This window comes from Mucilaginibacter sp. Mucisp73 (assembly GCF_059491465.1).
Genome location: NZ_CP168507.1, coordinates 6,208,424 through 6,233,211 on the forward strand (window position 1 = coordinate 6,208,424; position 24,788 = coordinate 6,233,211).

Consider the following 24,788-nt stretch of genomic DNA (forward strand, 5'->3'; position numbering starts at 1 on the left):
ATTTGACCAACATTGGCCCGCTCAATCGCCGATGGGAAGGGGTAGAAGTAAGACAGTAAGGGGAAAGAAGCAAGACAGTAAGAGTCAAGAAACAAGACAAAGGCGCTGGGTTTATAAGGAAAAAAGTTATTATAATCTCCAAAACAAAGGTGCGCTGGCCCGCGGGAGGAAGCATTTTTTTGTCTTGATGTTTGGTTACTTTGCATCTAAGGTAAAGTAAAGTCCTCCGCCCGGCCAAAAGCGGACGATGTAAGTTAATTACCACAAAAGGCCCATTTGATCCCTAAAACCCCGCATAAAAAGAAAGCTCCAATCTCAAAAGAGACTGGAGCTTCCGTATGCAAAATCACTTAAAAAAGCTTATTGAGCTGGGAACGCGCTGCTGAAGTGCGAACCATCGGGGTAGATCCCGGCAATAATGATATTGCCCTGGATAGGTTTTACAATTGCCTTGTCAATATCTTCGATACTGCTAATCGGCAGTTTGTTAATGCTGGTGATCACAACGCCTTCGGGTATTTCGGCGGCGTCAAATAAACCACCTTCACGTACCTGGGTAACCAGTACACCAGCGTTAACATGCAGCCTGTTCTTTTCGGCAGGAGTTAAAGCGTGGAAGCTTGCGCCCAGTTTGTTAAATAGCTCTTCGGCCGATTTAGACGCCGCGATACGGTTTGATGGTGCTACGGCATCTCCTTTAAGCGTTACCGCGAAATCTTTGTCCTTACCATCGCGCAGCACAGTAACGTTGATCTTATCGCCGGGTTGTAAACGGCCTACACGTTCCTGCAGATCAGATGATTCATAAACCGGCTGACCCTCAACCTTAACAATGATATCGCCTTTGCGTAAACCTGCCTGCTCGGCACCGCCGCCCGGTACAAGGTCGTTTACGTATAAACCGTTGGTGGTTGTTACGTCGAGTTTTTGGGCTACGTCCGGGTTAAGTTCGGTGAAAGTTACACCCACAAAACCGCGTTTTACTGTACCGAATTTCTTGATATCGTTCAGTACTTTTTTAGCCAGGTTAACCGGGATAGCAAAGCCATAGCCTTCGTATGAACCGGTGTGCGAAGCGATAGCGGCGTTGATACCAATCAGTTCGCCACGGGTGTTCACCAGGGCACCGCCGCTGTTGCCAGGGTTAATAGCCGCATCGGTTTGGATGAACGACTCTATAGCTTTGTTCAGCTTAGGAGTCGACGGGTTGCGGGTACGGCCAAACGGGTTGTCGTCATCACTGTTTTCGCTGCCGATGATACCAATATTACGGCCTTTGGCGCTGATGATACCGGCTGTAACGGTTGATGTTAAATTAAAGGGGTTACCCACAGCTAAAACCCATTCGCCAACTTTAGCGTCATCGCTGTTGCCTAATTTTACAATTGGCAGATTATTAGCGCTAACTTTAATGAGGGCAAGATCTGTACTTGGGTCGGTGCCGATAACTTTGGCGCTGAAAGTACGGTGATCATTGGAGTAAACGGTAATTTTATCGGCCTTTTCAACCACGTGGTTGTTGGTTACAATGTAGCCATCGGGCGAAATGATAACACCAGAGCCTGATGCCATCTGTGGGCCTTGCGGACGCACCCGCTGACCAAACATATCGCCAAACATTTGCTCCAGCTGGTCCTGTCCGCCGCTGCCTTTGTTAGTATAGGTTGTGCGGATGTAAACCACCGCCGGGGTTGCTGCAGCCGCTGCCTGGGTAAAATCAAGGTCGCCGGTTGATGAAACCGGGGTGGACGGGTTGCTTGTAAAATATACCTTTTGCTTGTCTTCAAAGCTCAGGTTGTCGGAGTACTTGTTTTCGATAACCTTATATACTCCTAAGGCCATCGCACCTCCAACAAAAGCGGTTAATAGTGTTAAACCAATCTTTTTCATTTATTATTTGCCTTTCTTATTATTAAGTTTACTTATTTTACAGATCAAATTTAATACCATATAGACGAGATAATCAATGATTAGTTATCCCGTTTTTTGTTAAAATTTGTTAAATAGATAAACATCGGCTATTTTAATTGTTAGCACGGGTTTTGTTGAAGACTAAAGGGGCTGATATTAACAGGATAATTGTGAAGATACATTTTTATAAATACCAGGGCGCAGGCAACGATTTTATTTTGATTGATAACCGCGATAACAGCGTTGATCATCATAATCCTCAGCTGATTTCGGGCCTGTGCGATCGTCGTTTCGGTATCGGAGGCGATGGCTTGATGCTGTTGCAAAACAAAGAAGGGTACGATTTTGAGATGATTTATTATAATGCCGACGGCCAGCCAAGCAGCATGTGCGGCAACGGCGGGCGCTGCATTGTGGCCTTTGCCAAATTTTTAGGCGTTATTGAATCGGAAACTGAATTTTTGGCGGTAGATGGCCCGCATTATGCCAAAATTTCAGACGAAGGCGATTGGGTGAGCCTGCAAATGATTGATGTAAACGAAGTTAATACCGATGCCGATGCTTATGTGCTAAACACCGGCTCGCCACATTACGTAAAGCTGGTTGAGGGGCTTGAACAGCGCAATGTTTACCAGGAAGGCCATGCTATCCGCAATAATGCCACTTATCGCAAAAACGGCATTAATGTAAATTTTGTTGAACCAATGAAGGAGGGCTACTTTGTACGCACGTTTGAGCGTGGGGTAGAGGATGAAACTTTTGCCTGCGGAACGGGCGTAACTGCCGTTGCGCTGGCCATGGCGCAGCACAAACAACAAACCGGGCATATTACCACTCCTATAAAAGTATTGGGGGGCAACCTCAATATCCGTTTTGATTATGACGGCAGCGCTTTTACGGAGATCTTTTTAGAAGGGCCGGCTGTTAGGGTTTTTGAGGGAGATGTGGTTGTTTAAGGGTGAGACAAGACGGGTCAAGAATCAGGAAACAAGAGATCAGGAGGTACGATGACAAGAGCCCTGATATAAGAATAAAAACAGATCATTGCCACCCCGCGCCCGCAATGATATTTGAGAGAAACGGGCGCTCAATGCACCGGCTTTAATAAATTAAAAAACGTCCCGTCCATTATAACGTTACCAATGGCGTCAAATGCGCTTTTCCTGGTGACTTCGTCCTGCATATCTTCAGCATAAAAAATATGGTCAACGCCTAATGTTTTCAGGAAAGGATCAACCTTGGAGTGCCATTTATTTTTATAGCAGCAAATCCTGATGTTTTTGTATGCAATGTTTGCGCTTAAACGGCGAAGGATCTTTTCGATGTCCTGAACAAGATAGTCGTAATCAAGTATGAGCAGGTTGGGTTTGATATCGTGTATGGATGGAAAAATAGCCGGAATGGCTGAAATATGTTTAAAAACCTTGTTATTAGGCAATACCTCAAGGCCAACTACATGGGGGGCAACCAACAGTACAACTTTAGACCGTACACGGATCATAATCAATTAATTAGGTGCTTAAAATTAGGGGTTAAATTTCTACTTATCAAGCATTTATTAAATAATTTAGTAAAGTTTCTACCCTTTTAATTAAATCTTCATCAACTAATACCTTTTTGCATTAGCCTTTTTATAATTTAAACATTAAGTTAACTTTAACGATATTTTTTATGCCTCTGTTAACACATTTGCTCTCCTTCGTTTTTTCCAGCGGATGATTAACAGGTAAATAATTAACGCAACAAATATTAAAGGCCACAGGGATACTATTGAAAAGAACATGTTTTGCATGGTATCCCAGCCGGTGCTCAGTGAGTTTTTAAACTTATAGCCAAAACCATTGCCATTGTTAACCAGGTTGGCCTGCCTGGTGTAAAAGCTGATATCCAGCGAACTGTAACTCACCTGGCTGCTTAAATAGTTCAACTGCCCTTGTGCCGAGTCAATTTCGGTACGGATAGCGGCAAGCTTATCTTCAATAGCCAGCAGGTCGGTCATTTTGATAGCTTTAGCAGCCAACTGCAAATAACGCTGCTCTAACTGCTTGTTATTGTTGATTTGTGCCTTAACGTCGATGAATTGCGTTGTCACATCCCTGATGTGAATGTTTTTGGAGTCGATATGATCTGCATTGGAAGTTAAGCTATTTAAAAAAGCATCAAAGTTTTTAGAGGGAACCCTGATCTTGAGACTGTATTCCTTTTGATTGGTTTCGCCGCTGTTGGTCTCATTTTCTTCGGCAAGGTAACCGCCTAACTTTTTGAGCGACGAAACAATGTTTTGCCTAGCTGCTTTCGGATTGCCGGTTTCAAAACGGATGTCTCCTTCCTTGATGATCTTTTTGGCGGTATCGGTAATTGTTGTATTGGCAGAAACGTGTTTATCGTCAACACCTGCCGGCGTTTTAAATACTTCCATATCAGATTTTTCTGCAGGAGGAACGGGTGCTAACGCCACTTCGGCAATTGTTGCTTTTTGTTCTTTTTGACGTTCACAGGATGTCAGTACCAGTAAAAAACTTACCGACAGTATAAAATAGGTTTTCATAATAAGGTTGTTTAATTGTTTAAATTAAACGATGATTGCCTTATTAAATTATATTAAATAGAAAATAAACGAAATTTAATTTTGTTTATTTGAATATTGTAGAATTTAATTTCAACTATTTCAGTTTTTCATTGTTTTTATGCCGTTCGGCATCCCGGATGCTTTTCTTTTCCATGTTCTTTTCCAGGGCGTCGGTTAGGTCGATGCCGGTTTGATTGGCCAGGCAAATAAGTACAAAAAGCACATCGGCCATTTCATCGGCCAGGTTAACTTCCGTATCTGATTTTTTGAATGATTGCTCGCCGTATTGCCTCGCCATAATGCGGGCTACTTCGCCAACCTCTTCCATTAAAATAGCGGTATTGGTAAGTTCGTTAAAATACCTGATGCCGGTTGTTTTTATCCAGTTATCTACAAGTTGCTGTGCCTGGCTGATCTCCATAAAGTAGCTTTAATGTGGTCGAATTGAGTGTGCACGAATTTCACGAATTTTTTTGATTGATAGCCTATCGGATGGCTTTCTAAATAAAATGAAAATATTTTGTAAGGTTTCATTTATCAACCCGACTAAGCGGCAAATACCAACTAAAAAATCAAACATGAAAATCACATCAATTATTTCGGGCGCCCTTATCGCCACCCTTGCTATTGCCGGCATTACAGCGAATGTACAAGCTAAAACATTAAATCCTGCGCATAATACCGTTATGCTAAGCGACACCGGTAAAATGAAAAAGGACAAGATGAGCAAAGACAAAATGAGCCACGATAAAATGGCTTCAGGCAAAATGAGTACTGATAAAATGAGCAAGGACAAAATGAGCCATGATAAAATGGCATCAGACAAAATGGGTTCGGATAAAATGAGCCACGATAAAATGTCAAAAAGTAAAATGGGTAAAGGTAAAATGGGCAAAGACAGCTCAGGCAAAATGTAACCCTGCTCTTGTTTCGTGATTGTTTAAAGGGAGTCCGCATGAGCTCCCTTTTGCTTTTAATGGATCCGGCCTTTCTCTTCCTGGTTACCAGTATCCTGTTTTTCGGTTTTATTTTGGCTGTTGCCGAAACGGTAACTGATGCCAAGCAAAGCATACCTGTTAATCTGGAAGTTGGTATACTTTTGCCTTACCCCGTTAACGGTTGTGGTAACAGCTGACGCGCTGCTCCTGAAAATATCATTCATCACAAATGAAACATCAACCTTCTTTTTTAAAACCGAAGCTTTAATGCCAAGATCGAGTTTGTAGTAAGCATCACTTCTGCCTATATGATCTACCTCCGGGAACTGGTACCAAAAATTAACTGCACCTGAAAATGATTTATCGGCATTAAAATAGATGTTGTTGTTGGTCGCAATATACGCCCCGAAGCCATTGATCCCATTTACTGCAGCCAATGCAGATTTTGCATCGGTATGATAAAAAGTGAACTGGTTATTATTATCAAGCCAGCTAAGCAATTGCATCGAATAATTTTCGGAAATACCTACCCGGTAAGTTTTAATAAAATTAAGGGGCGTGGTATAAATCAAATTAGTATCTGGCCGGGCAATGGTTACGTTGTTAAAACCATTGTTGGTAACGTTTAAAAATATAGCCGAAGTAAGCCTGTTTTTATAGGTGTGCGAAAGCTCAAAATTGGTATTATATTCTGGTTGAAGATAGGGGTTGCCTTCGCCATAGCTATAAGCTGTAAACAAGCTCTTGAATGGGTTAAGGTTCCAGAAAGTTGGCCGGTTAACCCGCCTGCCAAAGTTTAGTGATAGGCTGTGATTAACAGCTGCCTGGTAACTCACCGTTGCTAATGGAAACAACCTTGTGTAATTATTAATGGTAGTTTGGTTAAGCGTGTGCGAGTAGCCTTTGGTTTCGGTGTGCTCTGCCCGCAAGCCGGCCTGGTACTTCCATTTACCATCCTCGCGGTTTATGCTGCCGTAAACAGATTGGGTATTTTCGGTATAGGTAAATTCATTGCTTAAGTTCGGGTCATACTTTAGCGAATCGTTGGTTGCCTTTTTATAATAAAAAGCGTTGCTGTAATTATTGATAAAGCTCAGTTTGCCGCCAAAAGCAAAGCGGGCATATTTGGTTGGCAAAAGCGCATCGGCCTTGAATGTATAAATGTTGATGTCCTGCTTATTGGTATCATGGTAGCGATTACGACTGGCTGCATTCAATGATCCGTCAGCGAGGTAAGTGTTGCTCTCAAAGTCCGATCTGTCGGTGCGGTAATAGTTAAAATAGTCGGCATTAAGTACCAATTTAGCACCTGATGTATCCAGGCTGATGGTGCTATGCAGGTTAACCGCATTACTGATAGCCACCGGGTGATAGGTGGCATAGGTTCTTAATGTTGAATCGATAGCACCGGTAGTGTTGTTAATGATGGGGTTATTCACATGGTCGGATCCGTCATAGGTATTCTTACCTCCCTGGTAATTTACCCCGGCAGTTACTTTTGAACTAAACCTATAATCGGCCCCGGCAATGAAGTTTAAATTGTGGTAACGATAGTTGCCGGTATCTGTTTGCAGCCAGGTTTGCTTAGGATAGTAAATATCGGTTTCAAAGCCCTCCAGTTCGTGGTCATGGTCAACATTAACACTGGCATATGCGGAGAGTTTGGCCGAATTGTAGTTAATATCGCCGCTGGCATTTAACCACCAGTAATTGCTGGTACCATAAACCGAGGCCGGGCTATGCATCCATTGCTTATCATTAATTTGTACGCTGCCGGTATAGCCATGTTTTTTGCTATGTTTGAGCGTGATGTTGATCAATCCGGCGTTGCCCTCAGCATCATAAGCAGCTCCCGGATTTTTAATTACCTCAATACTGCCTACCTGGCTTGCAGATAATGAGCGCAGGTAACGGAGCAGGTCGGTTCCAGCCAGTTGAACCAATCTTTCGTTCACCATAACTTTAACGCTGCCTTTGCCAACAATGCTCAGGTCATTATCACCAACTTTTATACCCGGCACGCGACCAATAACCGTAAGTACATCAGCTCCTGCCGATGTGGCACTGGTGGATACATTGTAAACCAGCTTATCGCCCTTGTTTTCAACAGAGGCTTTGCCTGCTGTTACGGTTACTTCGTTCAACTGTGTGGTATTATCAGCGAGGGTAATAGATACCGAGGTATCTTGTTGCAAGTTTAATTTAAGTTTGGTTTTTTGATAGCCGGTGAAGGTGATAGTTAAATGATAGGTGCCTTTATCAACGTCAGTAAAACTAAATAACCCGATGGAATCGGTTTGCACTACTCTTGTTTGCTCTGAATTTTGCTGTTGCAGGTTAACCACAGCAAAGGCCACAGGAACTTTAGAATTGTCGACAATTTTACCGCTAACTTTTATCTGCGCAAACAGGCTGCTATAAATTAAATTAAAAAATAAAAAGCTGCAGATATGTTTCAAGCCGGGACGGGATGAGGTTTATAATTCCGTAAATTAAATAAAAAACCGCCGCAAATTGTTTAGCGGCGGTTCTGTTTTATTTAAAGTGGTATCCCGTGAAGAGGGTTGATGTTATGTATCACTTCTTACATGTTCCAATTTCCCGTTTTCGGTAATGTGGTATTCGGAACGCAGAAGGGCATCCGTGTTGATGTTATTGTCTTTCTTTTTTCTTTTCCGGGGACCTGAAACGGCCAATATAATAACCGTCAGGAACAGGGTGATCTCTATCAAACTCACTAACATGGGGAGATGTATTTATATGCTTCATTGTGTTGATTGATTTAGTGATTGTTTTTTATTCAATTTAGTTTGATTGTAAAATAAGAAAATAAAATCAGTTGTTTTTAACCCAGGTGAAAATTAGTATGATTTTTTGTGCCGATATTTAACCTTATTGCACTTTGTTAATTATGGCTGATAAGCAACAGGTATTAAACGAACTTCTTGGCAATTTTGCCGGTATGTCTGAAAATGACGTAGCGGTTAGCTTGCCGTATTGGCGTACGCGTAAAATTGAGAAAGGTGATTTTTTTAACATGCAGAACATTGTATGTACCGATCTTGCGCTTATTAACAAAGGTTTGTTCCGGATCTACTACGTACACCCCGAAACACAGGAAGAAAAGAACATTTACTTTTTTTCGGAAAGGCAGTTCCTGGTATCATTCCGCAGTTTTATCAATCAATACCCTTGCGCATATTATATCCAGGCGATGGAAGATGCCGAGATCATCTCCATCAACTATAATGATCTTCAATATCTTTACTCCACGCCAACCGGCTGGCAACGCTTCGGTCGCCTGGTTGCCGAATTATTCTTTAACCAATCGCAAGCCCGTACCGAAGAGTTTTTATTTAATACAGCCGAAGAGCGTTATTTGAAAATGATAACGCAGCATCCCAATATCGTAAGCCGCATTCCAGCATATCATATTTCATCTTATTTGGGCATTAAAAACCCATCTCTTACCCGCATCAAGAAGCGACTATCACAGCAAAAGCCTTAAAAACGAAACTCTGCTGACAAATGCCCCTCCCGATTTTCACCTAAGTGAAAATTGCCACCACGTTTTGTCTCCAACTTTGCTTTATCAAACAAAACGAAATAAAAATTGAAAGTCATGTCAGCAAATAAAACATTGATCATAGAAACTTCAGCCGCGGCTAATACAGCCCGCGAGTTGCGTAAGCTTTATTTTACAAGGGTAGCATTTTCAGTTACCTGGGTAATATTGGTATCGTTATTGGCTAAAACTTCATTTACCGCAGCTACCATACTGCTTGTGATCTATCCGTTATGGGATGTTGTAGGTACATTCCTTGATATCCGTGCTAATCAAGGTAACGGAACATCGGCAACACCTCAATATGTAAATGCAGCTATTAGTATTGTTACAACTTTATCGGTTGCTTTTGCTATAACCAAAGGAGTGCCTGCCGCGTTAATTGTATTTGGTGGATGGGCTTTGTTAACAGGATTGATCCAATTGGTATTGGGCTTAAAAAGACGTAAAGAGTTTGGCGGCCAATGGCCAATGATATTAAGTGGGGGGCAATCTATGCTTGCTGGTGTATCATTTATAGCAATGGCGCACTCGCCTAATATGGGGATTGCGAATTTGGCAGGATATTCGGCTTTTGGTGCTTTTTATTATTTATTAGCTGCAATAAGGTTAGGGAAAAGCGCGAAGACTGTTGCGCAGAATTGATATAAAATCTAAAAAAATGTCATTTCGATAGAGCTGTGGGGATGGTGCGCCGGGGCGAAAGAGAAATCTTGTACACCATGCATGGCCGGACTGGTCATTCGCTAAACAAGGCGTATAAGATTTCTCACTCGTTCCTCGTTTCGAAATGACAATTTTATTTTTAAGAGAATACTCCCTTAAACTTCAAAAACACAATCCCCTCATTTACCAGTTGCGCATCTGCCTTAACCTGCTCATCAACGGTACTCATCTTTATCTCCAACCCAACCTGGGGGTATTCATTAGGGTTGATGAACGACAGAAACTTGATACTATCAGCCTTAACAAGTCTTAACTTTTTGCCGAGCTGATTTTCCAGAATCTCTTTGACCATCTGCATCATGCACACCCCCGGCACAATGGGATTGCCTGGGAAATGCCCTTTAAAAATATCATGCGCAGGGTTAAGGCTGATGGTTGTTTTGAGCAAGTCGCCATCAGTTGTGGGAGTGGTAAAACTGAAAAAAGTATTGTTGAGCATCTATCTTTCCAAACGTTTAAGACCGATATTAAATTTAAAGTTTTTATGGCTGATGCCAATGGTATCAGGAATGCCGTTGTGAAAGCCATGCATAATGGCCTTTACCACGGGTTTCCTGTCGGATGAGCGTTCCATGCGGATCAGCTCTGTTCCGGTTTTACTGGTGATGTAATAGTTGGCGCCTTTTTCCTGCGGGAAAACATAATACAGATAGTTATCATCTTTGCGCATATAACCTGTTTCGGAGTTTTGCTTACGCATCATCACCAGCTCAAAATCTTTTTGCAGGGTGATGATCACCGGGCGCTTATCCATTTGCTTAATGATGTAATACACCTTGAAGCCGCCATCTGGCTTAAACTCAAAATCGAAAAATTTAAACCCCATTTCATTACTGAACACCATACGCACGCTTTTATCGGGAAGGGTTTTAATAAGCAATAAGCCGCTTAAATGGTGACCGCCAATTACGTCTACTTCGGTTTTATAAAGCACGTTGGTAAAATCCGGCGCGAATTTTTTGATCCCGCGTACATTGCCTTCGGCCGGCTTCAGGTTTTTGTAAACCGATGAGCAGCTGGCCAGAATTAGCAGGCAGCTACTTAATAGCAAAAAACGCATCCGGGATATTGGCATTGATCTCTTTATTGGTGAAATGCAGGGTAGTACTATCGCCCGTACCTTCCAGCATTTCGATGGTGTTTACCGAATAATCTTTTTTATCAACAGTGATCTCGATGGTTTTGAAAAAGTCACTCAGTTGTTTATTGACAGGAGATAGAGAAACTAAATAGGTGCCCTTGTTTTCGTATACCGCCGATTTAAAATCGCCGCTATTGAGTGCCGTTCCCTGTATACAATCGACAACGATTTTGTTGATCTGCTTAAATACTTTGTTGGAGCGGGTGGATACCTTGTTTTCTTTTTGTCCATCTTTAATGTACACATTGTCCTTGTTCAGGATCATGAGATAGCTGAATGGCTGGGTATACTCCATCCGCAGCATATTGGGCTTGCGGTACCAGAATTTGCCTTTCGATGTGATCTTTTCTGAAAGCATGCTCAGATTTTTATCCTGGGTAAAATTGCTTTTAATGCTGTTTGTTTTTGCAGCAACTTCGGCAAACTGCTGTTTGAATTTGGTAAGATCAGATAGTTGGGTATAACCTGCGTGTTGAGCTTGGGCAGAGATGGCCGAACACGTGATTATCAAAAGAATCAATAGGGACTTAGTACATGATAAAAGTGTGGCGGCCCGCGCAATGCCTTCCTTGGGGAAGAAGGAGGTTGTGGTTAAACGCTGATGAAACCCCTCCCTAAACCCTCCCGAGGGAGGGAATCGCACAGCCCCTGCTTCAGCTTTTAATATTTTATTTTCAATCAATCTACGCATAAGCCTGCAAATTTAGCATTTTATCCAGTCGTACTATTTCGTATCCCTGTGCTTTGGCTTGTTCAATAAACCGAGGCAATACTGAAATTGTTGCGACTCCTGTATCATGAAACAGGAAAATAGCGCCGGGGTTTAGGCGGCGCGTTATCTTATTTAATAGTTTTTCAGGATCGTTAATTACAGTATCCATTGAGCGAACACTCCAGCCTATGGGCACCATCCTGCTTTTTAAAATGGCTTTTTTTAGATTGGGATTGATCACTCCATAAGGAGGCCTAAACAATAGCGGACTTAAGTTAATCGTCTGCCTTGCCAACTGACTGGCCCGAAGCATATCATCGAGCATTTTGGCTGAGGAAAACAGATCGAACCAGAAATGGTGCGAAAAACTATGATTACCGATGATGTGGCCCTGCTCGTGAATTTGTTTCAGGATAACTTCATTGCCGGGTATCCTGCTGCCAACGCAAAAAAAAGCGGCAGGAGTATTTTGTTGTTTTAGGATACTTAAAATCTGTGGTGTGGCGGTAGCATCAGGTCCATCATCGAATGTAATGGCGATGATCTTTTTATTGGTTTTGAGCGAGCACATCACCCGCATAAAAAAGTTAGAGCCGATGTAATAGCACCCGTAAAATAAGATCAGCGAATAAATAAATATCAATACTATGTAACTCCACCAGGATACCCCTTCTGTAATATGCTGCCAGATAATTAGCCCAAGCAGCCCGGCAAAAAGGATATTGGTGTTCCTAAAATTTAACATGCCGAAAGCAGGATTAACGAGTGGTGGATATTTTGGTAATGATTGTAGATCAATACTTTTCTTAACGGGGTTTGGTCGATTTCTGATACAAATGAGCAAACACCGTTTTTGATTTGATGGGCCGCCAGCCACGTTGCAAATGCAGAGGAAGTTGGGTATTCGCCACAGAGGGCTTTGTAATTGATGGCAGGCACGCCTGCAAAATCATATTGCAGCAATTGCTCATAGATGGCATCATTTTTTGAATCACCATTGTTACCGGTTATCACCAGGTCAATCTCATGGATATTGGTGTTCTGACTTTGCAAAAAAATGCTGATCTGTTGTTTTATTTCGGCCGTATTGCGTGGTTTATAAAAGCTGGATACAGAATCAATTTTAGCCCAGTCATTACCCGAGGCTTCCCGGCTGAGCATGAAAAACGCTGAGCCTTCACCGGCCATTGTTCCCTTACCGGGAGTATTAAGCAGATCAAAGTTTGATACCGGTTCCCGGCGATATAAGCCCATGCGCTTTAAAATAGCATGACTATTAGTGGTGATTTCATCGATACCGCCAACCAGTACATTGGCCGCTTCGCCCTCATACAAAAGCATCATAGCATCAAGCAGGGCGTTTTCAAACGAAGCGCCGCCATTTACAAAGGTGTTGTTGTATTGATGACATTGCAGCAGTAAGGCTATCTGCGCGCTGATGGTATTATGGGTGGATTGGATAAACGCGGTAGGGGATAGCGCTTCCTCGTTTTGCTGCACCATTTTAGTAAGGAAGGTATTGGTATCTTCCAGGCAGCCGTAAGCCGTTCCGGTGATGATAGCATCCGGCGCGTTGACTCCGGCTTGTTGCAGGCAATCCATCCCGGCAGCAACACCCATTTTAATGATGCGACTCATGCGGCGGATGAGTTTTGGATCGATCAGGGCTTTATAATCCGGTTCGATACAAGTGAGCCTGTCGCCGGTATATTCTGCCAGTTCTGAAAGGAACCGCTGATTACCGAAGGTATTTTGTGGCGATATATTGCTTGCTGCCCTGATGTACATCGCCTATAGTTTTGAAAATATTAATGATGAACAATTTCCGCCAAAACCGAACGAGTTAGATAATACCTGTTTGACATCCGGCTGCGTTGAAAAATGGGTCTCCGGTGCAAAAGGAAAGCCGTCCATTTGCTTTTCAAACCTCAGATTAGGGTATATCAAACCGCGCCGCACCGCCAATGCTGAAAACACGGCTTCAATGCCGCCGCTTGCTCCGAGCGTGTGCCCCGTGAATGCTTTAGTAGAGCTCATTTTTGGAGAATGTCCTGCAAATAGCTTGCTGATGGCTGTGCCTTCTGAACTATCATTATTTTGTGTGCCTGTACCATGCAGGTTAATATAACCGATATCGGCAGGCTGTAAGCCACTTTTTTTAAGCGCGCCTTTCATGGCCAATAATGATCCAGTTCCTTCGGGCGATGAAGCCGTTTGATGATAGGCATCATTGGCGTTATGATAGCCGCTGAGGGTGCAATACATCTCTTTTTTAAGCGATGACGCTATTCGCGCAGATACCAGCACCACATACCCTGCACCCTCACCAAGATTAAGGCCCCGGCGGTTGGTATCAAAAGGCTGGCAGGGCTGTTTATCCAATATCATGAGGGTGTTAAAACCGTTGAGAGTAAAGCGGGTAAGTGCATCGGCACCGCCAGCAATAACCACATCCAGTATGTTGTTTTTAATAAGCCTTGCCCCATACATAATGGCATTGGCTGATGAAGAACAAGCCGTGCTAATAGTGCTTACATAATGCCTTATGCCCAGCTGATCGGCAACTAAATTGGTAACCGCGCCGCACTCGTGATTTACCACATCGCGTAAACGCCCTTTGGTGTTATCGGCTAAGAAATCCCGAAAGAAATCTTCTGTTTTATCCATGCCGCCGACGGTATTGGCTGAGACAAAACCTGTTCTTAGTCCCGCAAGGCTGGCAATACCGGTATCTGTTAAAGCCTCCCGAGCCGCAATTAAACTCAGCATAGCCGTGCGACTGATGCCCGGTTTGAATCCCGATAATTCGGCGAGCTCTTGATTGCTTAGTTTAACCTCACCAACCGGAAACTCATCCCGGTGTTCAGTATCCAGGTATTGGATAGGGGCAATGCCCGTTTTTTCCTGTTCAAGCGACAGCTGGTTTTGGGCCACAGTATTACCTATGGCCGAAATTACCCCAAGGCCGGCTATAAAAACAGGTTGATCCATTGCTTAGGCGTTCGGAATCCTGGTGCTTTCAATAAATTCGGCAATGGTGCGTACTGAGCGGAAGATCTTCGGGCCGTCCTCTGCGTTGGAAAGCTTTACTTTATATTTTTGCTGTAGCAGCACAATCAGTTCCAGCGCGTCTATCGAATCCAGACCAAGGCCATCACCAAAAAGCGGCTGGTCATCACCGATCTCTTCCGGCTTCACATCCTGTAAGTTCAACTGCTCAATGATCTGCTCTTTCAGATCGGCCATTAATTTATCCATATGGTAAGTTTTATAATTACCCCCTCTAAATCTCCCCCGGTAGGGGAGACTTAAAAAAACACATTTTTAAAAGCCCTCCTTTTCGGAGAGGGTTTGGGTGGGGTTGTAAATTTTATTAATATTTTCTGTTTTGAAGGGCATTACACCGTCCTTTTCTATCAAAAACAAAACTGCTTTATAGTCTGTCGCCGTCATTTCTACCCAGCCGCAAATGCAGGCCTGTAGTTGCTCGGTTTCCAATAAAACAGAAACGTAGCGACTAATGAAATCAGCATTAAACCGGTCAAAAACATAAAAAGCGTTTTCGCCTTTAAAATGATGACGGATGCAGATCTCGCCAATAACAATATTGGGCAGCGTATACACAAACAAAGCCGGGCTTGCTATCTCCTGCATCGAATCATAATACCGCTTATCAGCATCAAGACTGGAGCTTGCATTGGTTAGCACTACGCCAATGTCGGTAGGTTGATATTTTTCCTTGTCGAAATCTTTCAGCAAAATTTCCGCAGCAAGCCAACCCAGCTTTGCGAGGTTATCCATCTTATAAAACTTAGGATATTTTACCCCAAGATGCTGGTAAACAGACAGCAAAAAACCGGGAATATCAGTCTCCATACCCTCAAACACCACCTCGTTATTATAATGAACAATGTTATCGCTGATACTGCAGTGAGCTGATATGTAATATTGGTTCTTCAATTTATAGTTTTACTAATCTCATACTGAAAAATTTCTACACAAATGCTTTGCAAGCGCTCCACAATTAATCGAATTACACGAATCTTAAATTGATTCAATTCGTGTAATTCGATTAATACGTAAAAATTAGTGTGAAAAATTTTCATTTATTGTTTTTCAATTCGTACATGGTTAAATGATCCTGTCTTTAGCTTTTATCGGTTGCTACTAAATCTCTTAGGGTAATAGTACGTGCCAGTTTATGCAAAGCTGTTTCGTGATTTTTAACATACGGATTATCGAGGTCCCAAACATAACCGGCCAGTACCGAGCAGATCTGACTTTTAACAAGCGGGTCCTGGTTATCGGCAAAAAATATCGTGTCGAGCACGCCCTCATACCATGCGGTAACGTAGGAGCGGAAGGTATTTACACCCTGCATCATGTGCTGCATGTATTCTTTGTCCCAATCTACGGCTTCGCCGTTAAGCTTGCGGATAACCAGTTTGGCAGCCGTTTGGCTCGATACTGTAGCGAGCGTTACGCCCGATGAAAATATCGGATCAAGGAACTCTGTAACGTTGCCGGTGAGCACAAAGCCATCGCCATAAAACCTATCTGTAGTGGCCGACCATGATTCAAGCACCCTTGGCGCAAATGCAAACTCTACATCCTCAAAACGCTCTGCAAAATAAGGCTGTGAAGCAATCAAGCCACGTAAAATCTCTTCGTCGGAGCCTTCATGTTGCTTAAAAAACTCAGGATTGCCCACAAAACCTAAGGAGGTAATGCCGTTGGCGAAAGGAATGATCCAGATCCAAACGCCGGGCTGATGCACAACGATAGTAATGCGGTTCGGCTCATCGGCCATAGAGCGTTTTTTATCAACGATATGCACAAACAAGGCTTTACGCGGAACCTGGGTTGATGGCCTGTCGAGATTAAACAACTTGGGGATCACCCTGCCATAACCACTGCCGTCGATAATAAAACGGGCCGAAACTTCGGTTTGGTTACCCTCTTTATCCTCTATAGTAGTTACCGAGTTTGGGCCGTTGAAAACAATATTAGTAACGGTAGTTTCGTAATGAACAGGAACGCCCATTTTTTCAACAGTATCGGCTAAGGTTTTGTCGAAATCGGCACGGGACACCTGCCAGGTCCAGTTCCAGCCGGGAGTGAATTGGTCGGCAAACTGGTAGTCGCAGATCTTACCGTCTTTCACAAACTTTGCGCCCGCTTTTTGCTGAAAGCCTTTTTCGCTTATGACATCTACAAAGCCGGCTTCGGTTAACGCTTCCATGCAACGAGGAAGCAAGCTCTCACCTATCACAAAGCGGGGGAAAAGCTGTTTCTCTACAATTTTTACCTTAAAGCCTGCTTGGTGTACAATGGATGCGGCCACCGTCCCCGCCGGACCAGCACCTATTACCAATACATCTACCTGTTCTGTGTTCATGTTATAAAATATCCTGTTGTGATTTGGTTAAAATTATGGCCGCATTACATCCCCCAAAGCCAGAGGCTATTTTGAGGCAACTGTTAAGTGGCGTTGATATCAGTTGGCTGCAAACATTTACCGGGTTAGCATCGCCCTGTTTGCTAAAGCCTTTGGTAGGAATGATGGTATTTTGCTTTAATGATTGAGCGGAAACGATGGCCTCTATCAATCCCGAAGCGCCCAAAGTATGCCCGTAAAAACCTTTCAGGCTATTGAGTGGAACATGCTGCAAACCGGCCAGCGTTACAGCCTTTGCTTCCATTTCGTCGTTATAAACGGTCGCGGTACCATGGGCAGATATAAAATCAATATCCTGAGGCTTTAAACCGGCAGCATCCATCGCTTTATTGATGGCATAATATAATTCTTCGCCGGTGCGTGATGGGCCTGAAATATGATTGGCATCATTGCTTATTGCACCCGAAACTAATTCAATAGCTTCTCCGGTTGGTTTGTCTGTAGATAGAATAACCGTAGCCGCGCCCTCGCCCAAATTGATACCGTCACGATCTGCATCAAATGGCTTGCATAATCCCGGACTAACGGCCTGAAAAGATTGGAAGCCCGAAAGCACAAATTTGGAAATCACATCTGCCCCGGCTATAACTGCATGGTCGTACTGCCCGGATTGGATCAGCCGCATCCCGGTTATCATAGCTACCAAACCGGAAATACAGGCATGTGAAACTATTATTGGCTCGTTTACAAAACCAAAATGTCGGGCTATTTTTTTTGCTGATGAATGCAGGGCAATGCGCTCATCCAGTTCAGGGCCCGCTTGCTCCGTTTCCAGCAGACTGATGTTGCCTTTGGTACTGGAAATAATCAGAACAGTTTTTTTATCGGATATATTTTTATCGACTCCATGTAAGGTTTCGGTTAACGAAGCGATGAGAAGGTGCTCGAATTTGGTGCAGTATTCATCGGTTTGAAAATATACTTTTTCAAATAGCGATGCGAAAAAAGGATCGTCAGACAGGGCTTTGTCGTCGTGTTGCCTCACGCCTGAAACGCCGTTAACCAGGTGCTCAAAGTTTTGAGTGGTGGTAGCCCCTAACGGCGAGTAAACATTATCGGCAACAAGGTAAACCTTCTTCATCACGGCGTTCTGTTATATCAAACCTTGTTGTTGTTTCCAATCCAGAAAAAAATCCGGGTTGGTGAGTTGCAGTTCAAAATTATCACGGCGAACAAAAACCTGTGTTGTCGATCCTTTAACGATAAGTTCGCCGGTTTGGGCGTTGAGTAACCTGTAAGTAAAATTGATCTTCGCCGACTCGGTAGGGGTGTAGGTGGTTTCGATGATCACCTTATCCTCGTACCGCAAAAAGCGCTTATAATCACAATTTACGTTAACTATAGGCACAACGTAGCCCGCGTTATATACATCCATATAACCCAGGCTATATTGCTTGCCAAACGCCTCGCGGCCATCCTCAAAATATCGAATATAGTTGCCATGCCAAACCACGCCCAGCATATCCACGTCACTGAATTTGACTTCAATCTCAATAGTATTTATTAGCGATTGCTGCAAAACCTTAGGGGCTTAGTATTTTTTGAAAAGATCGAAATCAGCGCCAAAATCGTCCAGGATTACCGGCCATGGGTGTGCCCAGTAATTTCTAAAACCAAATCCACGGCTGTTGCCGGTGCGGAAAACGGTATATAAAACCGTTTTCTTATCCATATCAACAAAAGTTACCCAGGCGCCTCCTTGCGCCCGCCCTTTATCCATGCCTTCAACAATCAGCAACATACCGATGCCTTTATTACCTAAAAAATCATAGTTTTTAATCAATGCATCAATATCTTTTTCGGTCAGCGTTTTGAAATGACCGGGATCAGTATCAAAGAAGTTTTTGGTAAGTGCGTTGTTAACTTTTTCGGTAACATTCATTGCAAAATGAACGGTATCGCGGTGAACCGCCCTGGCTGGGTTATATTTTTTAGGTTCTTTTAGAAAGAAATTTTCCCATAGGGGGATGTATTTGCCAACAAATTCGGCATTGATCACCTCCCGTCTGTAAGCTTCTTCCGAACCAATGAATTTCATTTGTGAAAAATCCATACCTAACCAGGTTATCGGGGTTTTTTTATCGAATACCTCTGCTTTGGTTATCGGGGTTTTTTTATCGAATACCTCTGCTTTGGTTTGGGCAGATGCCGGTTTTAAGAACGCGGTTAATAAAAGTATCAGTAAACTCAGTTTAATTGCGTTTTTTTTCATGGTTGATATTATTGTGGTTGAATAAATATTTTCATTTCGCATTGGGCTATCGTTATGTCTTTGCAAGTAATTTTTCCTTTGATGATGGTAACATCGAAAACCTGGTTTTCAATTTTTACTTCGGTTTCTATGGTATCGCCAACTTTTGGTAAAGCAAATACTTCCAGGTTTTTTACCGCACCGATAAAGCCCGGCTGTACAGGTTTGCCTAATTGCTGAGCGGCATACCCGGCACCAGCGGCGGCGGTTTGGGCTATGTTTTCGGTCAGTCCGGCTTCGCTTAATTCGCCATCGCTTACCAAAGTGTTATCAGGCAATACCAACAGCGTGGTTACTGTAGTATCATCAGTTGACGATACCAGTTCATCAACCATTACAAATGGAGGGCGCTGTGGTATCAATGTTAAAATATCCTGTGTTGGTAAGGTCATTGCCAAAAATTATAATAGTTGTACCACTGCTCAGGGTACGTTTTTACCTTGTTTTCAAAGCTGGTTATAAAATCATTTGCCAGTTGTTCCATGCTTTTGCCTCTGCCCAAATCCGAATAATCCTTTACCGGACTGGCGAAAAAGTGGTAATGCAATGCGCTTTCTTTTAGTGCGTAAACAAACGTTACCGGCGCTTTAAATTTTTCGGCCATTACAAACGGCCCTGCCGGAAATTTGGCATCCTCACCTAAAAACTCCCTTGTTATGGTTTTATTGCCCTCAATATACCTGTCGGCATGCATGCAAACCAGCTCATTGTTCTGAAATGCCGCGTTTATTTTAAATATGTGCGACAGGTCGTTTTTGATGACAATGATGTTTATTTTCCGCTCGCCGGTTACCGAATCCATGTATTGCTTGATCTGCCTGTCTTCGCCATCAAACATTACAATGTTAATGCGGGTGTTTATATGATCAAGCAGTTCGCCTGCTATTTCCCAGCTGCCAATGTGCGAGCTAAGCAGTAATCCGCCCTTGTTCATGGCGGCAATCTGCCGTAGGTTGTCGATCCCGTCAAAGTTGAAAGTGAATTTGTTGGGAATACCCGACATGATCACCACTTTGTCAATAATGCTTTGCCCAAACAGGTAATAGTTGCGGTAAAGCTTGAATATTGATTTTACTTTGCCGAAACCGAGCCGCTTGTGGAAATAGTAATATGTTCCTTTTGATGTTTGCCACGAAAACAGGAAGTAATAAAGCGCCACAAACCTCAGCATAAAATAGGCCGGCATTACACCGGCTGTTTTTAAAACGCTTACAAAAATGCGGTAGCCAAGGGTATTGCCTTTTGATTTTCCCTGCCAGGCGGGCATTATGCAAGCTCCTTAGGTTGTACGCGCGATAGTACGTAATCGTAAAAATCCTGGAAGGTAACAATGCCCGTAAAATCTTCGGGTTTTACTTTGAACCCAAAATTGCTTTCAATTACTACAACAAGGTCGATATAATCAAGACTGTCAAGGTCGAGGGTTTCTTTCAGATTTGCTGTGGGCACCATTTTATCTGCATCAACCTCAAATTCTTCGGCAAGGAAGCTGTTGATTTTTTCTATGATCTCTTCAATTTGCATAATGGCTTAGTTTAAATATATTTTTTAATAATCAGGGACGAATTTGTGCCGCCAAACCCAAATGAGTTTGACAGGAATGTATCTATATTTTTCTCGACGGTTTCAGTAGCGATGTTAAGTTTCGCCGAATCCTCGTCGGGGTTTTCAAAGTTAATGTTAGGCGCCACGAACGAGTTTTGCATCATCAGCATCGAATAAACGATCTCACTTGCACCCGCCATCCAGCACTCATGACCGGTCATGGATTTGGTTGAACTTACCAGGGGCTTATAATCGCCAAAAACCTCATCAATGGCTTTAGCCTCGCTGGCATCACCGGCAGGGGTAGAGGTGGCATGAGCATTGATATAGTCAATTTCTGAAGCCGGTATGCCGGCATCTTTTAATGCCATATTCAACGAGCGTACCGGCCCTTCAACCGTTGGGTTTGAAATATGCCCCCCATTTGATGAAAAACCATAACCAACAATCTCGCCAAAAATAGTAGCGCCTCGTTTTAGGGCCGATTCCAGGCTTTCCAAAATCACGGTAGCTGCTCCGCCGCTTGGAACCAATCCGTCGCGGTCACGATCGAACGGGCGGGAGGCTTTAGCAGGGTCGGCCTCGTGTACAGAAAATGCCGAAAGCGCATCAAAACTGCCCATTGAATAATGACTGAGTTCCTGTGCGCCGCCGCAAATAATGCAGTCCTGCATACCGCTTTTGATAAGATGGTAACCCATACCTATAGAATGCGAACCACTGGCGCAAGCCGCGCTGATGGTAAAATTGACACCGCGCAGCTTGAATATGGTAGCCAGGTTCATGGTAACAGTAGAGTTCATGGTTTGAAAAACCGCACCAGAACCAATGAGCATGGTGTCTTTTTTCTCGCGGATGATATCTGTGGTTTCGATAACAGCTTTGGCAGTACTGTCGTTACCGTATAAAATGCCTACATCGGTTTGGGCGATGTAATCGGCATCGATACCTGCCTGCTGTAATGCTTCGGTGGTGGCTATATATGCATATTCGCCTTGCTCGGGCAACATGATACGCGCCCGGCGATCAAGCGTACCTTTAAGGTTGGGCTTTTCAACCGCGCCGGTAAGGCCCGAGCGGTAGCCAAAATCTTTACGGATAGCATCATATACAATGCCCGACCTGCCGGTATAAAGGGATTCCTTAACTTCATCAAGATTTTTCCCAATACACGAATAGATACCCATCCCTGTTATCACAACCCTATTCATATTTGAGCAAAAACTGATAGTACATAGTCAACAAAATGTGATAAAAATACAAAAAAATAGAACTTAATCTGGTTTTTGTATGTATAGCGCTCGTTTAATGTTCCAAATTTCGGCTATTAAAATACCTGTATCTTAATAGCTTATAATTAAGTTTATATTAAGAGTTAATTACTCTTGTGTTTGTTACCCGCAAATAAAAGCAAGAACAGGGATAGCGTTTGTAACGCGATACTGGCGATGCAATCGCCAAACCATGTTAAGCGCTCGTTGCAAACGAGCGCAAGATTAGGTGGTTTTTTTCCGTTTGTTACGAATACAGTCCTCCATTTATCGAAAGCACCTCAGCTGTAATATAAGCAGCTTCCGGCGAAGCCAGAAATCCTACCGCATGGGCAACCTCTTCCGGTGTGCCAAATCTTTTTAATGGCACCATCGCTTTAAGTTCCTTTTCATCAAGCCCGGCAGTCATATCGGTAGCAATGAACCCCGGTGCTACAGCATTTACCGTAATCCCCCTGCGACCAACCTCCTGCGCCAATGCCTTAGTTGCACCGATAACACCTGCTTTGGCTGCCGAATAATTCACCTGTCCCGGCAAGCCTTTTAACCCTGAAAGCGAAACCACGTTCAAAATCCGGCCGTATTTTTTAACCAGCATTCCGTTAAGGACTAAACGCGTAACGTAAAAGAAGCCGCTTAGGCTCGTATTTATTACCCCATCCCATTGCTGGTCCGTCATCCACATCATCAGGCCATCGTCTTTAACGCCGGCGTTGTTTATTAAAACTTCAATGTACTTTTCGGTATTGGTTTCTATCCAGTTGCCTAATTTTTGTTGGATATCGTTCTTATCGGCAACATTAAATTGCAACAGCTCGCCATCGCCGCCATTCTTCCTGATCTGGGCGAGGGTATTGTTGGCTTCGTCGATGTTGCCTTTATAGTTAACCAGTACATAATAACCCATAGCGGCCATTTTGTAGCAAATGGCCCTGCCAATTCCTCTTGAGCCGCCGGTTACTAATGCACATTTCATATGATATTTTTGGTGTTAAAAGGTTTAATAAATTCAGGAAATATTTCGGCCGTTTCAAAATAAGCTTTTACTTGCTGCAGATCCTGGTATTTGGGTTTGTCCTCAATAAATGTAGGGAATATAGCCCTCAAGCCGGTATAAACTTTGTTGGTTTGGGTAGATAGCTTGTTTGCGCAATCAAGGTAATCGACAGCCTGCAGCAGCGTCATAGCCTGGATAGCCAGTACCTCGAAACTGTTATCGATCACTTTTTTTGTTAACAATGCCGCATTACAACCCATGCTTACAATATCCTGGTTATCATTATTGTTTGGGATACTGTGTACGTACATGGGGTACGAAAGGGTTTGGTTTTCGGCAACGGTTGAGGTAGCCGTGAACTGCATTCCCTGCATCCCGAAGTTGAAACCCAGTACCCCTAAATTTAAAAATGGTGGGAATTTCTGGTTCAGCTTATCGTTTAGCAGATAATTCAGCTGCCTTTCGGACAGCATAGAAAGCCTTGTAACGGCAATTTTAAGTTTATCCATCTCCAGCGAAACATAATCCCCATGGAAATTACCACCGTGGAAGATGTTATGGTTTTCGTGATCGATAACTGGGTTGTCGTTTACGGAATTCAGTTCATCTACAACCACGCTTTCTGCCTGAGCAATTGTATCATACACCGGACCGAGAATTTGCGTAACACAACGAAGCGAGTAGTATTCCTGCACCTTATCCTCAAAAACTTCCTGATCAATATTTTCGGGATTGTATAAATGCTCTGAGCGGCTGCGGGTCATTTGGCTATCCTTCAGGATTTCCCTCAATTGCGCGGCAATAGCATTTTGACCTGTATGATGTTTAACCCTGTTTAGCTCGTGCGAATAATGGTCATCAAAAGCACCCACCACCTCGTTGATCATGGCCGATAACATCACCGACCAGCCCAGCAGTTTTTTAGCACGGATAATATTCAGCAAACCAATCCCCGTCATAGCTGATGTACCGTTGATAATGGCCAGGCCCTCGCGGATGTGGATTTGCAGTGGTTTAATGTTTAGCTGTTCAAAAACGGAAGCAGTTGGTTGTACCTCTCCATTATAAATCACCTCGCCTTCGCCAATTAAAACCAGTGCAAGGTGGGCTAACTGTACCAGGTCGCCGCTGGCACCTACGCCGCCGTGTTCCAATATGCACGGGGTGACGTTTTTATTGATGAGTTCGGCAAGCAGGTTTACGAGTTCGGGGTGCACACCGGAGTGCGCCTGCATAAAGCTGTTAAGCCGGGCAAGCATCAAGGCTTTCACCAGTTGGGGTTGCATCAAACCGCCGCCGCCCGAAGCATGGCTGCGGATGAGATTGTACTGCAATTGCAGGCGGTTTTCATCGCTCACCTTGTATTGCGCCATCGGGCCGAAGCCTGTATTGATGCCGTAAATAAGCTTGTTAGATGAAAAATTGCCAAGAAAATCAAAGCTGGCTTCTACGTTTAACAGCGCCTGTTCGTCAGGAGCAATCATGGCGTTATTGAAAATTACCTGGTAAAAATCATCCAGTGTAAGGGTTTTTCCTCCAACCTGTAGTATGGGCACAGTAGTTTTATTTAATAAGGTTTGATTAATCGTTTCCACAAAATCAGGGCGAAAATAAGGTAAATGTTCGGATTTAGGAACGGTTATTAAACGGTTTAGGGAAGGGAGGTATTGTGTGGAACGATATACCAAAATCATATCATTGATA

General features: G+C 43.4%; 27 protein-coding genes. 4 read left to right on the plus strand and 23 right to left on the minus strand.

All coding sequences use genetic code 11. From position 1 onward, the window contains the following. Positions 1–360: 360 nt before the first annotated feature. Entirely contained in the window at positions 361–1,890 is a 1,530-nt protein-coding gene (locus ACEN82_RS25775; protein WP_413321294.1) for a Do family serine endopeptidase, read from the minus strand. Positions 1,891–2,081: 191 nt separating this feature from the next. Between ACEN82_RS25775 and dapF the strand changes: the two genes are divergently transcribed. Next, complete coding sequence (gene dapF, locus ACEN82_RS25780) at positions 2,082–2,867, plus strand: diaminopimelate epimerase (protein WP_413321293.1); 786 nt, start codon at positions 2,082–2,084, stop codon at positions 2,865–2,867. A gap of 131 nt (positions 2,868–2,998) precedes the next feature. On the opposite strand, the gene ACEN82_RS25785 is transcribed toward dapF, so the two are convergent. The 3 genes from ACEN82_RS25785 to ACEN82_RS25795 all read right to left on the minus strand — a co-directional run bounded on the left by ACEN82_RS25785 (position 2,999) and on the right by ACEN82_RS25795 (position 4,901). Further along, positions 2,999–3,412 (minus strand): hypothetical protein, encoded by a 414-nt coding sequence (locus ACEN82_RS25785; RefSeq protein ID WP_176626453.1) that lies wholly within the window; start codon positions 3,410–3,412, stop codon positions 2,999–3,001. 168 nt (positions 3,413–3,580) lie between these two features. Then, positions 3,581–4,459, minus strand: coding sequence for a DUF4349 domain-containing protein (locus tag ACEN82_RS25790; RefSeq protein WP_413321292.1), 879 nt, complete (start codon positions 4,457–4,459; stop codon positions 3,581–3,583). 115 nt (positions 4,460–4,574) lie between these two features. Next, entirely contained in the window at positions 4,575–4,901 is a 327-nt protein-coding gene (locus ACEN82_RS25795) for a nucleotide pyrophosphohydrolase (protein ID WP_176626457.1), read from the minus strand. A gap of 157 nt (positions 4,902–5,058) precedes the next feature. Between ACEN82_RS25795 and ACEN82_RS25800 the strand changes: the two genes are divergently transcribed. After that, the gene (locus ACEN82_RS25800) at positions 5,059–5,397 is read left to right on the plus strand and encodes a pentapeptide MXKDX repeat protein (RefSeq protein WP_188834154.1); all 339 of its coding nucleotides are present in this window, start codon (positions 5,059–5,061) and stop codon (positions 5,395–5,397) included. A gap of 56 nt (positions 5,398–5,453) precedes the next feature. On the opposite strand, the gene ACEN82_RS25805 is transcribed toward ACEN82_RS25800, so the two are convergent. Then, on the minus strand, positions 5,454–7,877 hold the full coding sequence (locus ACEN82_RS25805; RefSeq protein WP_413321291.1) for a TonB-dependent receptor domain-containing protein: 2,424 nt from the start codon (positions 7,875–7,877) through the stop codon (positions 5,454–5,456). A 452-nt stretch (positions 7,878–8,329) separates the two neighbouring features. Here ACEN82_RS25805 and ACEN82_RS25810 point away from each other — a divergent pair, with 452 nt between their 5' ends. Further along, entirely contained in the window at positions 8,330–8,926 is a 597-nt protein-coding gene (locus ACEN82_RS25810) for a Crp/Fnr family transcriptional regulator (RefSeq protein WP_090533545.1), read from the plus strand. A gap of 114 nt (positions 8,927–9,040) precedes the next feature. Further along, complete coding sequence (locus ACEN82_RS25815) at positions 9,041–9,628, plus strand: DUF308 domain-containing protein (RefSeq protein ID WP_413321290.1); 588 nt, start codon at positions 9,041–9,043, stop codon at positions 9,626–9,628. Positions 9,629–9,788: 160 nt separating this feature from the next. Here ACEN82_RS25815 and ACEN82_RS25820 read toward each other — a convergent pair whose 3' ends face one another. The 18 genes from ACEN82_RS25820 to flxA all read right to left on the minus strand — a co-directional run bounded on the left by ACEN82_RS25820 (position 9,789) and on the right by flxA (position 24,679). Continuing rightward, complete coding sequence (locus ACEN82_RS25820) at positions 9,789–10,148, minus strand: ApeI family dehydratase (protein WP_090533549.1); 360 nt, start codon at positions 10,146–10,148, stop codon at positions 9,789–9,791. Beyond that, positions 10,149–10,769 carry a flexirubin biosynthesis protein LolB2 gene (gene lolB2 / locus ACEN82_RS25825; protein ID WP_413321289.1) on the minus strand — a complete coding sequence of 207 codons (621 nt, stop codon included), beginning with the start codon at positions 10,767–10,769 and terminating at the stop codon, positions 10,149–10,151. Further along, positions 10,747–11,361 carry a flexirubin biosynthesis/transport protein LolA2 gene (lolA2, locus tag ACEN82_RS25830; protein ID WP_413321288.1) on the minus strand — a complete coding sequence of 205 codons (615 nt, stop codon included), beginning with the start codon at positions 11,359–11,361 and terminating at the stop codon, positions 10,747–10,749. Before lolA2 ends, lolB2 begins: the two co-directional genes overlap by 23 nt. Before the next feature lie 172 nt (positions 11,362–11,533). Continuing rightward, positions 11,534–12,307, minus strand: coding sequence for a polysaccharide deacetylase family protein (locus ACEN82_RS25835; RefSeq protein ID WP_413321287.1), 774 nt, complete (start codon positions 12,305–12,307; stop codon positions 11,534–11,536). Further along, a complete protein-coding gene (locus tag ACEN82_RS25840) occupies positions 12,301–13,350 on the minus strand; it encodes a beta-ketoacyl synthase chain length factor (protein WP_413321286.1) in 1,050 nt (349 codons plus the stop codon). Before ACEN82_RS25840 ends, ACEN82_RS25835 begins: the two co-directional genes overlap by 7 nt. A gap of 3 nt (positions 13,351–13,353) precedes the next feature. Continuing rightward, on the minus strand, positions 13,354–14,553 hold the full coding sequence (locus ACEN82_RS25845) for a beta-ketoacyl-[acyl-carrier-protein] synthase family protein (protein WP_495644037.1): 1,200 nt from the start codon (positions 14,551–14,553) through the stop codon (positions 13,354–13,356). Between the two features lie 3 nt (positions 14,554–14,556). Continuing rightward, positions 14,557–14,820, minus strand: coding sequence for a phosphopantetheine-binding protein (locus ACEN82_RS25850; RefSeq protein WP_413323105.1), 264 nt, complete (start codon positions 14,818–14,820; stop codon positions 14,557–14,559). Positions 14,821–14,886: 66 nt separating this feature from the next. Next, entirely contained in the window at positions 14,887–15,522 is a 636-nt protein-coding gene (locus tag ACEN82_RS25855; RefSeq protein ID WP_413323104.1) for a hypothetical protein, read from the minus strand. A gap of 187 nt (positions 15,523–15,709) precedes the next feature. Continuing rightward, entirely contained in the window at positions 15,710–16,960 is a 1,251-nt protein-coding gene (locus ACEN82_RS25860; protein ID WP_413323103.1) for an NAD(P)/FAD-dependent oxidoreductase, read from the minus strand. Between the two features lies 1 nt (position 16,961). After that, positions 16,962–18,101, minus strand: coding sequence for a beta-ketoacyl synthase N-terminal-like domain-containing protein (locus ACEN82_RS25865; protein ID WP_413323102.1), 1,140 nt, complete (start codon positions 18,099–18,101; stop codon positions 16,962–16,964). Between the two features lie 12 nt (positions 18,102–18,113). Next, positions 18,114–18,539, minus strand: coding sequence for an acyl-CoA thioesterase (locus ACEN82_RS25870; protein WP_413323101.1), 426 nt, complete (start codon positions 18,537–18,539; stop codon positions 18,114–18,116). A gap of 12 nt (positions 18,540–18,551) precedes the next feature. Continuing rightward, positions 18,552–19,232, minus strand: coding sequence for a hypothetical protein (locus ACEN82_RS25875; RefSeq protein WP_413323100.1), 681 nt, complete (start codon positions 19,230–19,232; stop codon positions 18,552–18,554). An 8-nt stretch (positions 19,233–19,240) separates the two neighbouring features. Continuing rightward, positions 19,241–19,663, minus strand: a complete 423-nt coding sequence (locus ACEN82_RS25880) for an ApeP family dehydratase (RefSeq protein WP_413323099.1) — start codon at positions 19,661–19,663, stop codon at positions 19,241–19,243. Then, complete coding sequence (locus ACEN82_RS25885; RefSeq protein WP_413323098.1) at positions 19,660–20,538, minus strand: lysophospholipid acyltransferase family protein; 879 nt, start codon at positions 20,536–20,538, stop codon at positions 19,660–19,662. Before ACEN82_RS25885 ends, ACEN82_RS25880 begins: the two co-directional genes overlap by 4 nt. Then, the gene (locus tag ACEN82_RS25890; protein ID WP_091222634.1) at positions 20,538–20,795 is read right to left on the minus strand and encodes an acyl carrier protein; all 258 of its coding nucleotides are present in this window, start codon (positions 20,793–20,795) and stop codon (positions 20,538–20,540) included. The genes ACEN82_RS25885 and ACEN82_RS25890 overlap by 1 nt, the downstream gene beginning before the upstream one ends. 11 nt (positions 20,796–20,806) lie before the next feature. Continuing rightward, positions 20,807–22,027 carry a beta-ketoacyl-[acyl-carrier-protein] synthase family protein gene (locus ACEN82_RS25895; protein WP_413323097.1) on the minus strand — a complete coding sequence of 407 codons (1,221 nt, stop codon included), beginning with the start codon at positions 22,025–22,027 and terminating at the stop codon, positions 20,807–20,809. A 307-nt stretch (positions 22,028–22,334) separates the two neighbouring features. After that, the gene (gene flxB, locus ACEN82_RS25900) at positions 22,335–23,063 is read right to left on the minus strand and encodes a flexirubin biosynthesis SDR family reductase FlxB (RefSeq protein ID WP_413322761.1); all 729 of its coding nucleotides are present in this window, start codon (positions 23,061–23,063) and stop codon (positions 22,335–22,337) included. Next, entirely contained in the window at positions 23,060–24,679 is a 1,620-nt protein-coding gene (gene flxA, locus ACEN82_RS25905; RefSeq protein WP_413322760.1) for a flexirubin biosynthesis tyrosine ammonia-lyase FlxA, read from the minus strand. The genes flxB and flxA overlap by 4 nt, the downstream gene beginning before the upstream one ends. Between the last annotated feature and the right edge of the window lie 109 nt (positions 24,680–24,788).

Coding starts and splice junctions, on each gene's coding strand:
- ACEN82_RS25785 (WP_176626453.1), bottom strand. CDS start 3,412: ATGATCCGTGTACGGTCTAAAGTTGTACTGTTGGTTGCCCCCCATGTA.
- ACEN82_RS25890 (WP_091222634.1), bottom strand. CDS start 20,795: ATGCAAATTGAAGAGATCATAGAAAAAATCAACAGCTTCCTTGCCGAA.
- ACEN82_RS25875 (WP_413323100.1), bottom strand. CDS start 19,232: ATGAAAAAAAACGCAATTAAACTGAGTTTACTGATACTTTTATTAACC.
- ACEN82_RS25880 (WP_413323099.1), bottom strand. CDS start 19,663: ATGACCTTACCAACACAGGATATTTTAACATTGATACCACAGCGCCCT.
- ACEN82_RS25860 (WP_413323103.1), bottom strand. CDS start 16,960: ATGAACACAGAACAGGTAGATGTATTGGTAATAGGTGCTGGTCCGGCG.
- ACEN82_RS25795 (WP_176626457.1), bottom strand. CDS start 4,901: ATGGAGATCAGCCAGGCACAGCAACTTGTAGATAACTGGATAAAAACA.
- ACEN82_RS25800 (WP_188834154.1), top strand. CDS start 5,059: ATGAAAATCACATCAATTATTTCGGGCGCCCTTATCGCCACCCTTGCT.
- ACEN82_RS25840 (WP_413321286.1), bottom strand. CDS start 13,350: ATGTACATCAGGGCAGCAAGCAATATATCGCCACAAAATACCTTCGGT.
- ACEN82_RS25885 (WP_413323098.1), bottom strand. CDS start 20,538: ATGCCCGCCTGGCAGGGAAAATCAAAAGGCAATACCCTTGGCTACCGC.
- ACEN82_RS25845 (WP_495644037.1), bottom strand. CDS start 14,553: ATGGATCAACCTGTTTTTATAGCCGGCCTTGGGGTAATTTCGGCCATA.
- ACEN82_RS25895 (WP_413323097.1), bottom strand. CDS start 22,027: ATGAATAGGGTTGTGATAACAGGGATGGGTATCTATTCGTGTATTGGG.
- ACEN82_RS25775 (WP_413321294.1), bottom strand. CDS start 1,890: ATGAAAAAGATTGGTTTAACACTATTAACCGCTTTTGTTGGAGGTGCG.
- flxB (WP_413322761.1), bottom strand. CDS start 23,063: ATGAAATGTGCATTAGTAACCGGCGGCTCAAGAGGAATTGGCAGGGCC.
- ACEN82_RS25865 (WP_413323102.1), bottom strand. CDS start 18,101: ATGAAGAAGGTTTACCTTGTTGCCGATAATGTTTACTCGCCGTTAGGG.
- ACEN82_RS25810 (WP_090533545.1), top strand. CDS start 8,330: ATGGCTGATAAGCAACAGGTATTAAACGAACTTCTTGGCAATTTTGCC.
- ACEN82_RS25815 (WP_413321290.1), top strand. CDS start 9,041: ATGTCAGCAAATAAAACATTGATCATAGAAACTTCAGCCGCGGCTAAT.
- ACEN82_RS25850 (WP_413323105.1), bottom strand. CDS start 14,820: ATGGATAAATTAATGGCCGATCTGAAAGAGCAGATCATTGAGCAGTTG.
- ACEN82_RS25790 (WP_413321292.1), bottom strand. CDS start 4,459: ATGAAAACCTATTTTATACTGTCGGTAAGTTTTTTACTGGTACTGACA.
- ACEN82_RS25820 (WP_090533549.1), bottom strand. CDS start 10,148: ATGCTCAACAATACTTTTTTCAGTTTTACCACTCCCACAACTGATGGC.
- ACEN82_RS25835 (WP_413321287.1), bottom strand. CDS start 12,307: ATGTTAAATTTTAGGAACACCAATATCCTTTTTGCCGGGCTGCTTGGG.
- lolB2 (WP_413321289.1), bottom strand. CDS start 10,769: ATGCGTTTTTTGCTATTAAGTAGCTGCCTGCTAATTCTGGCCAGCTGC.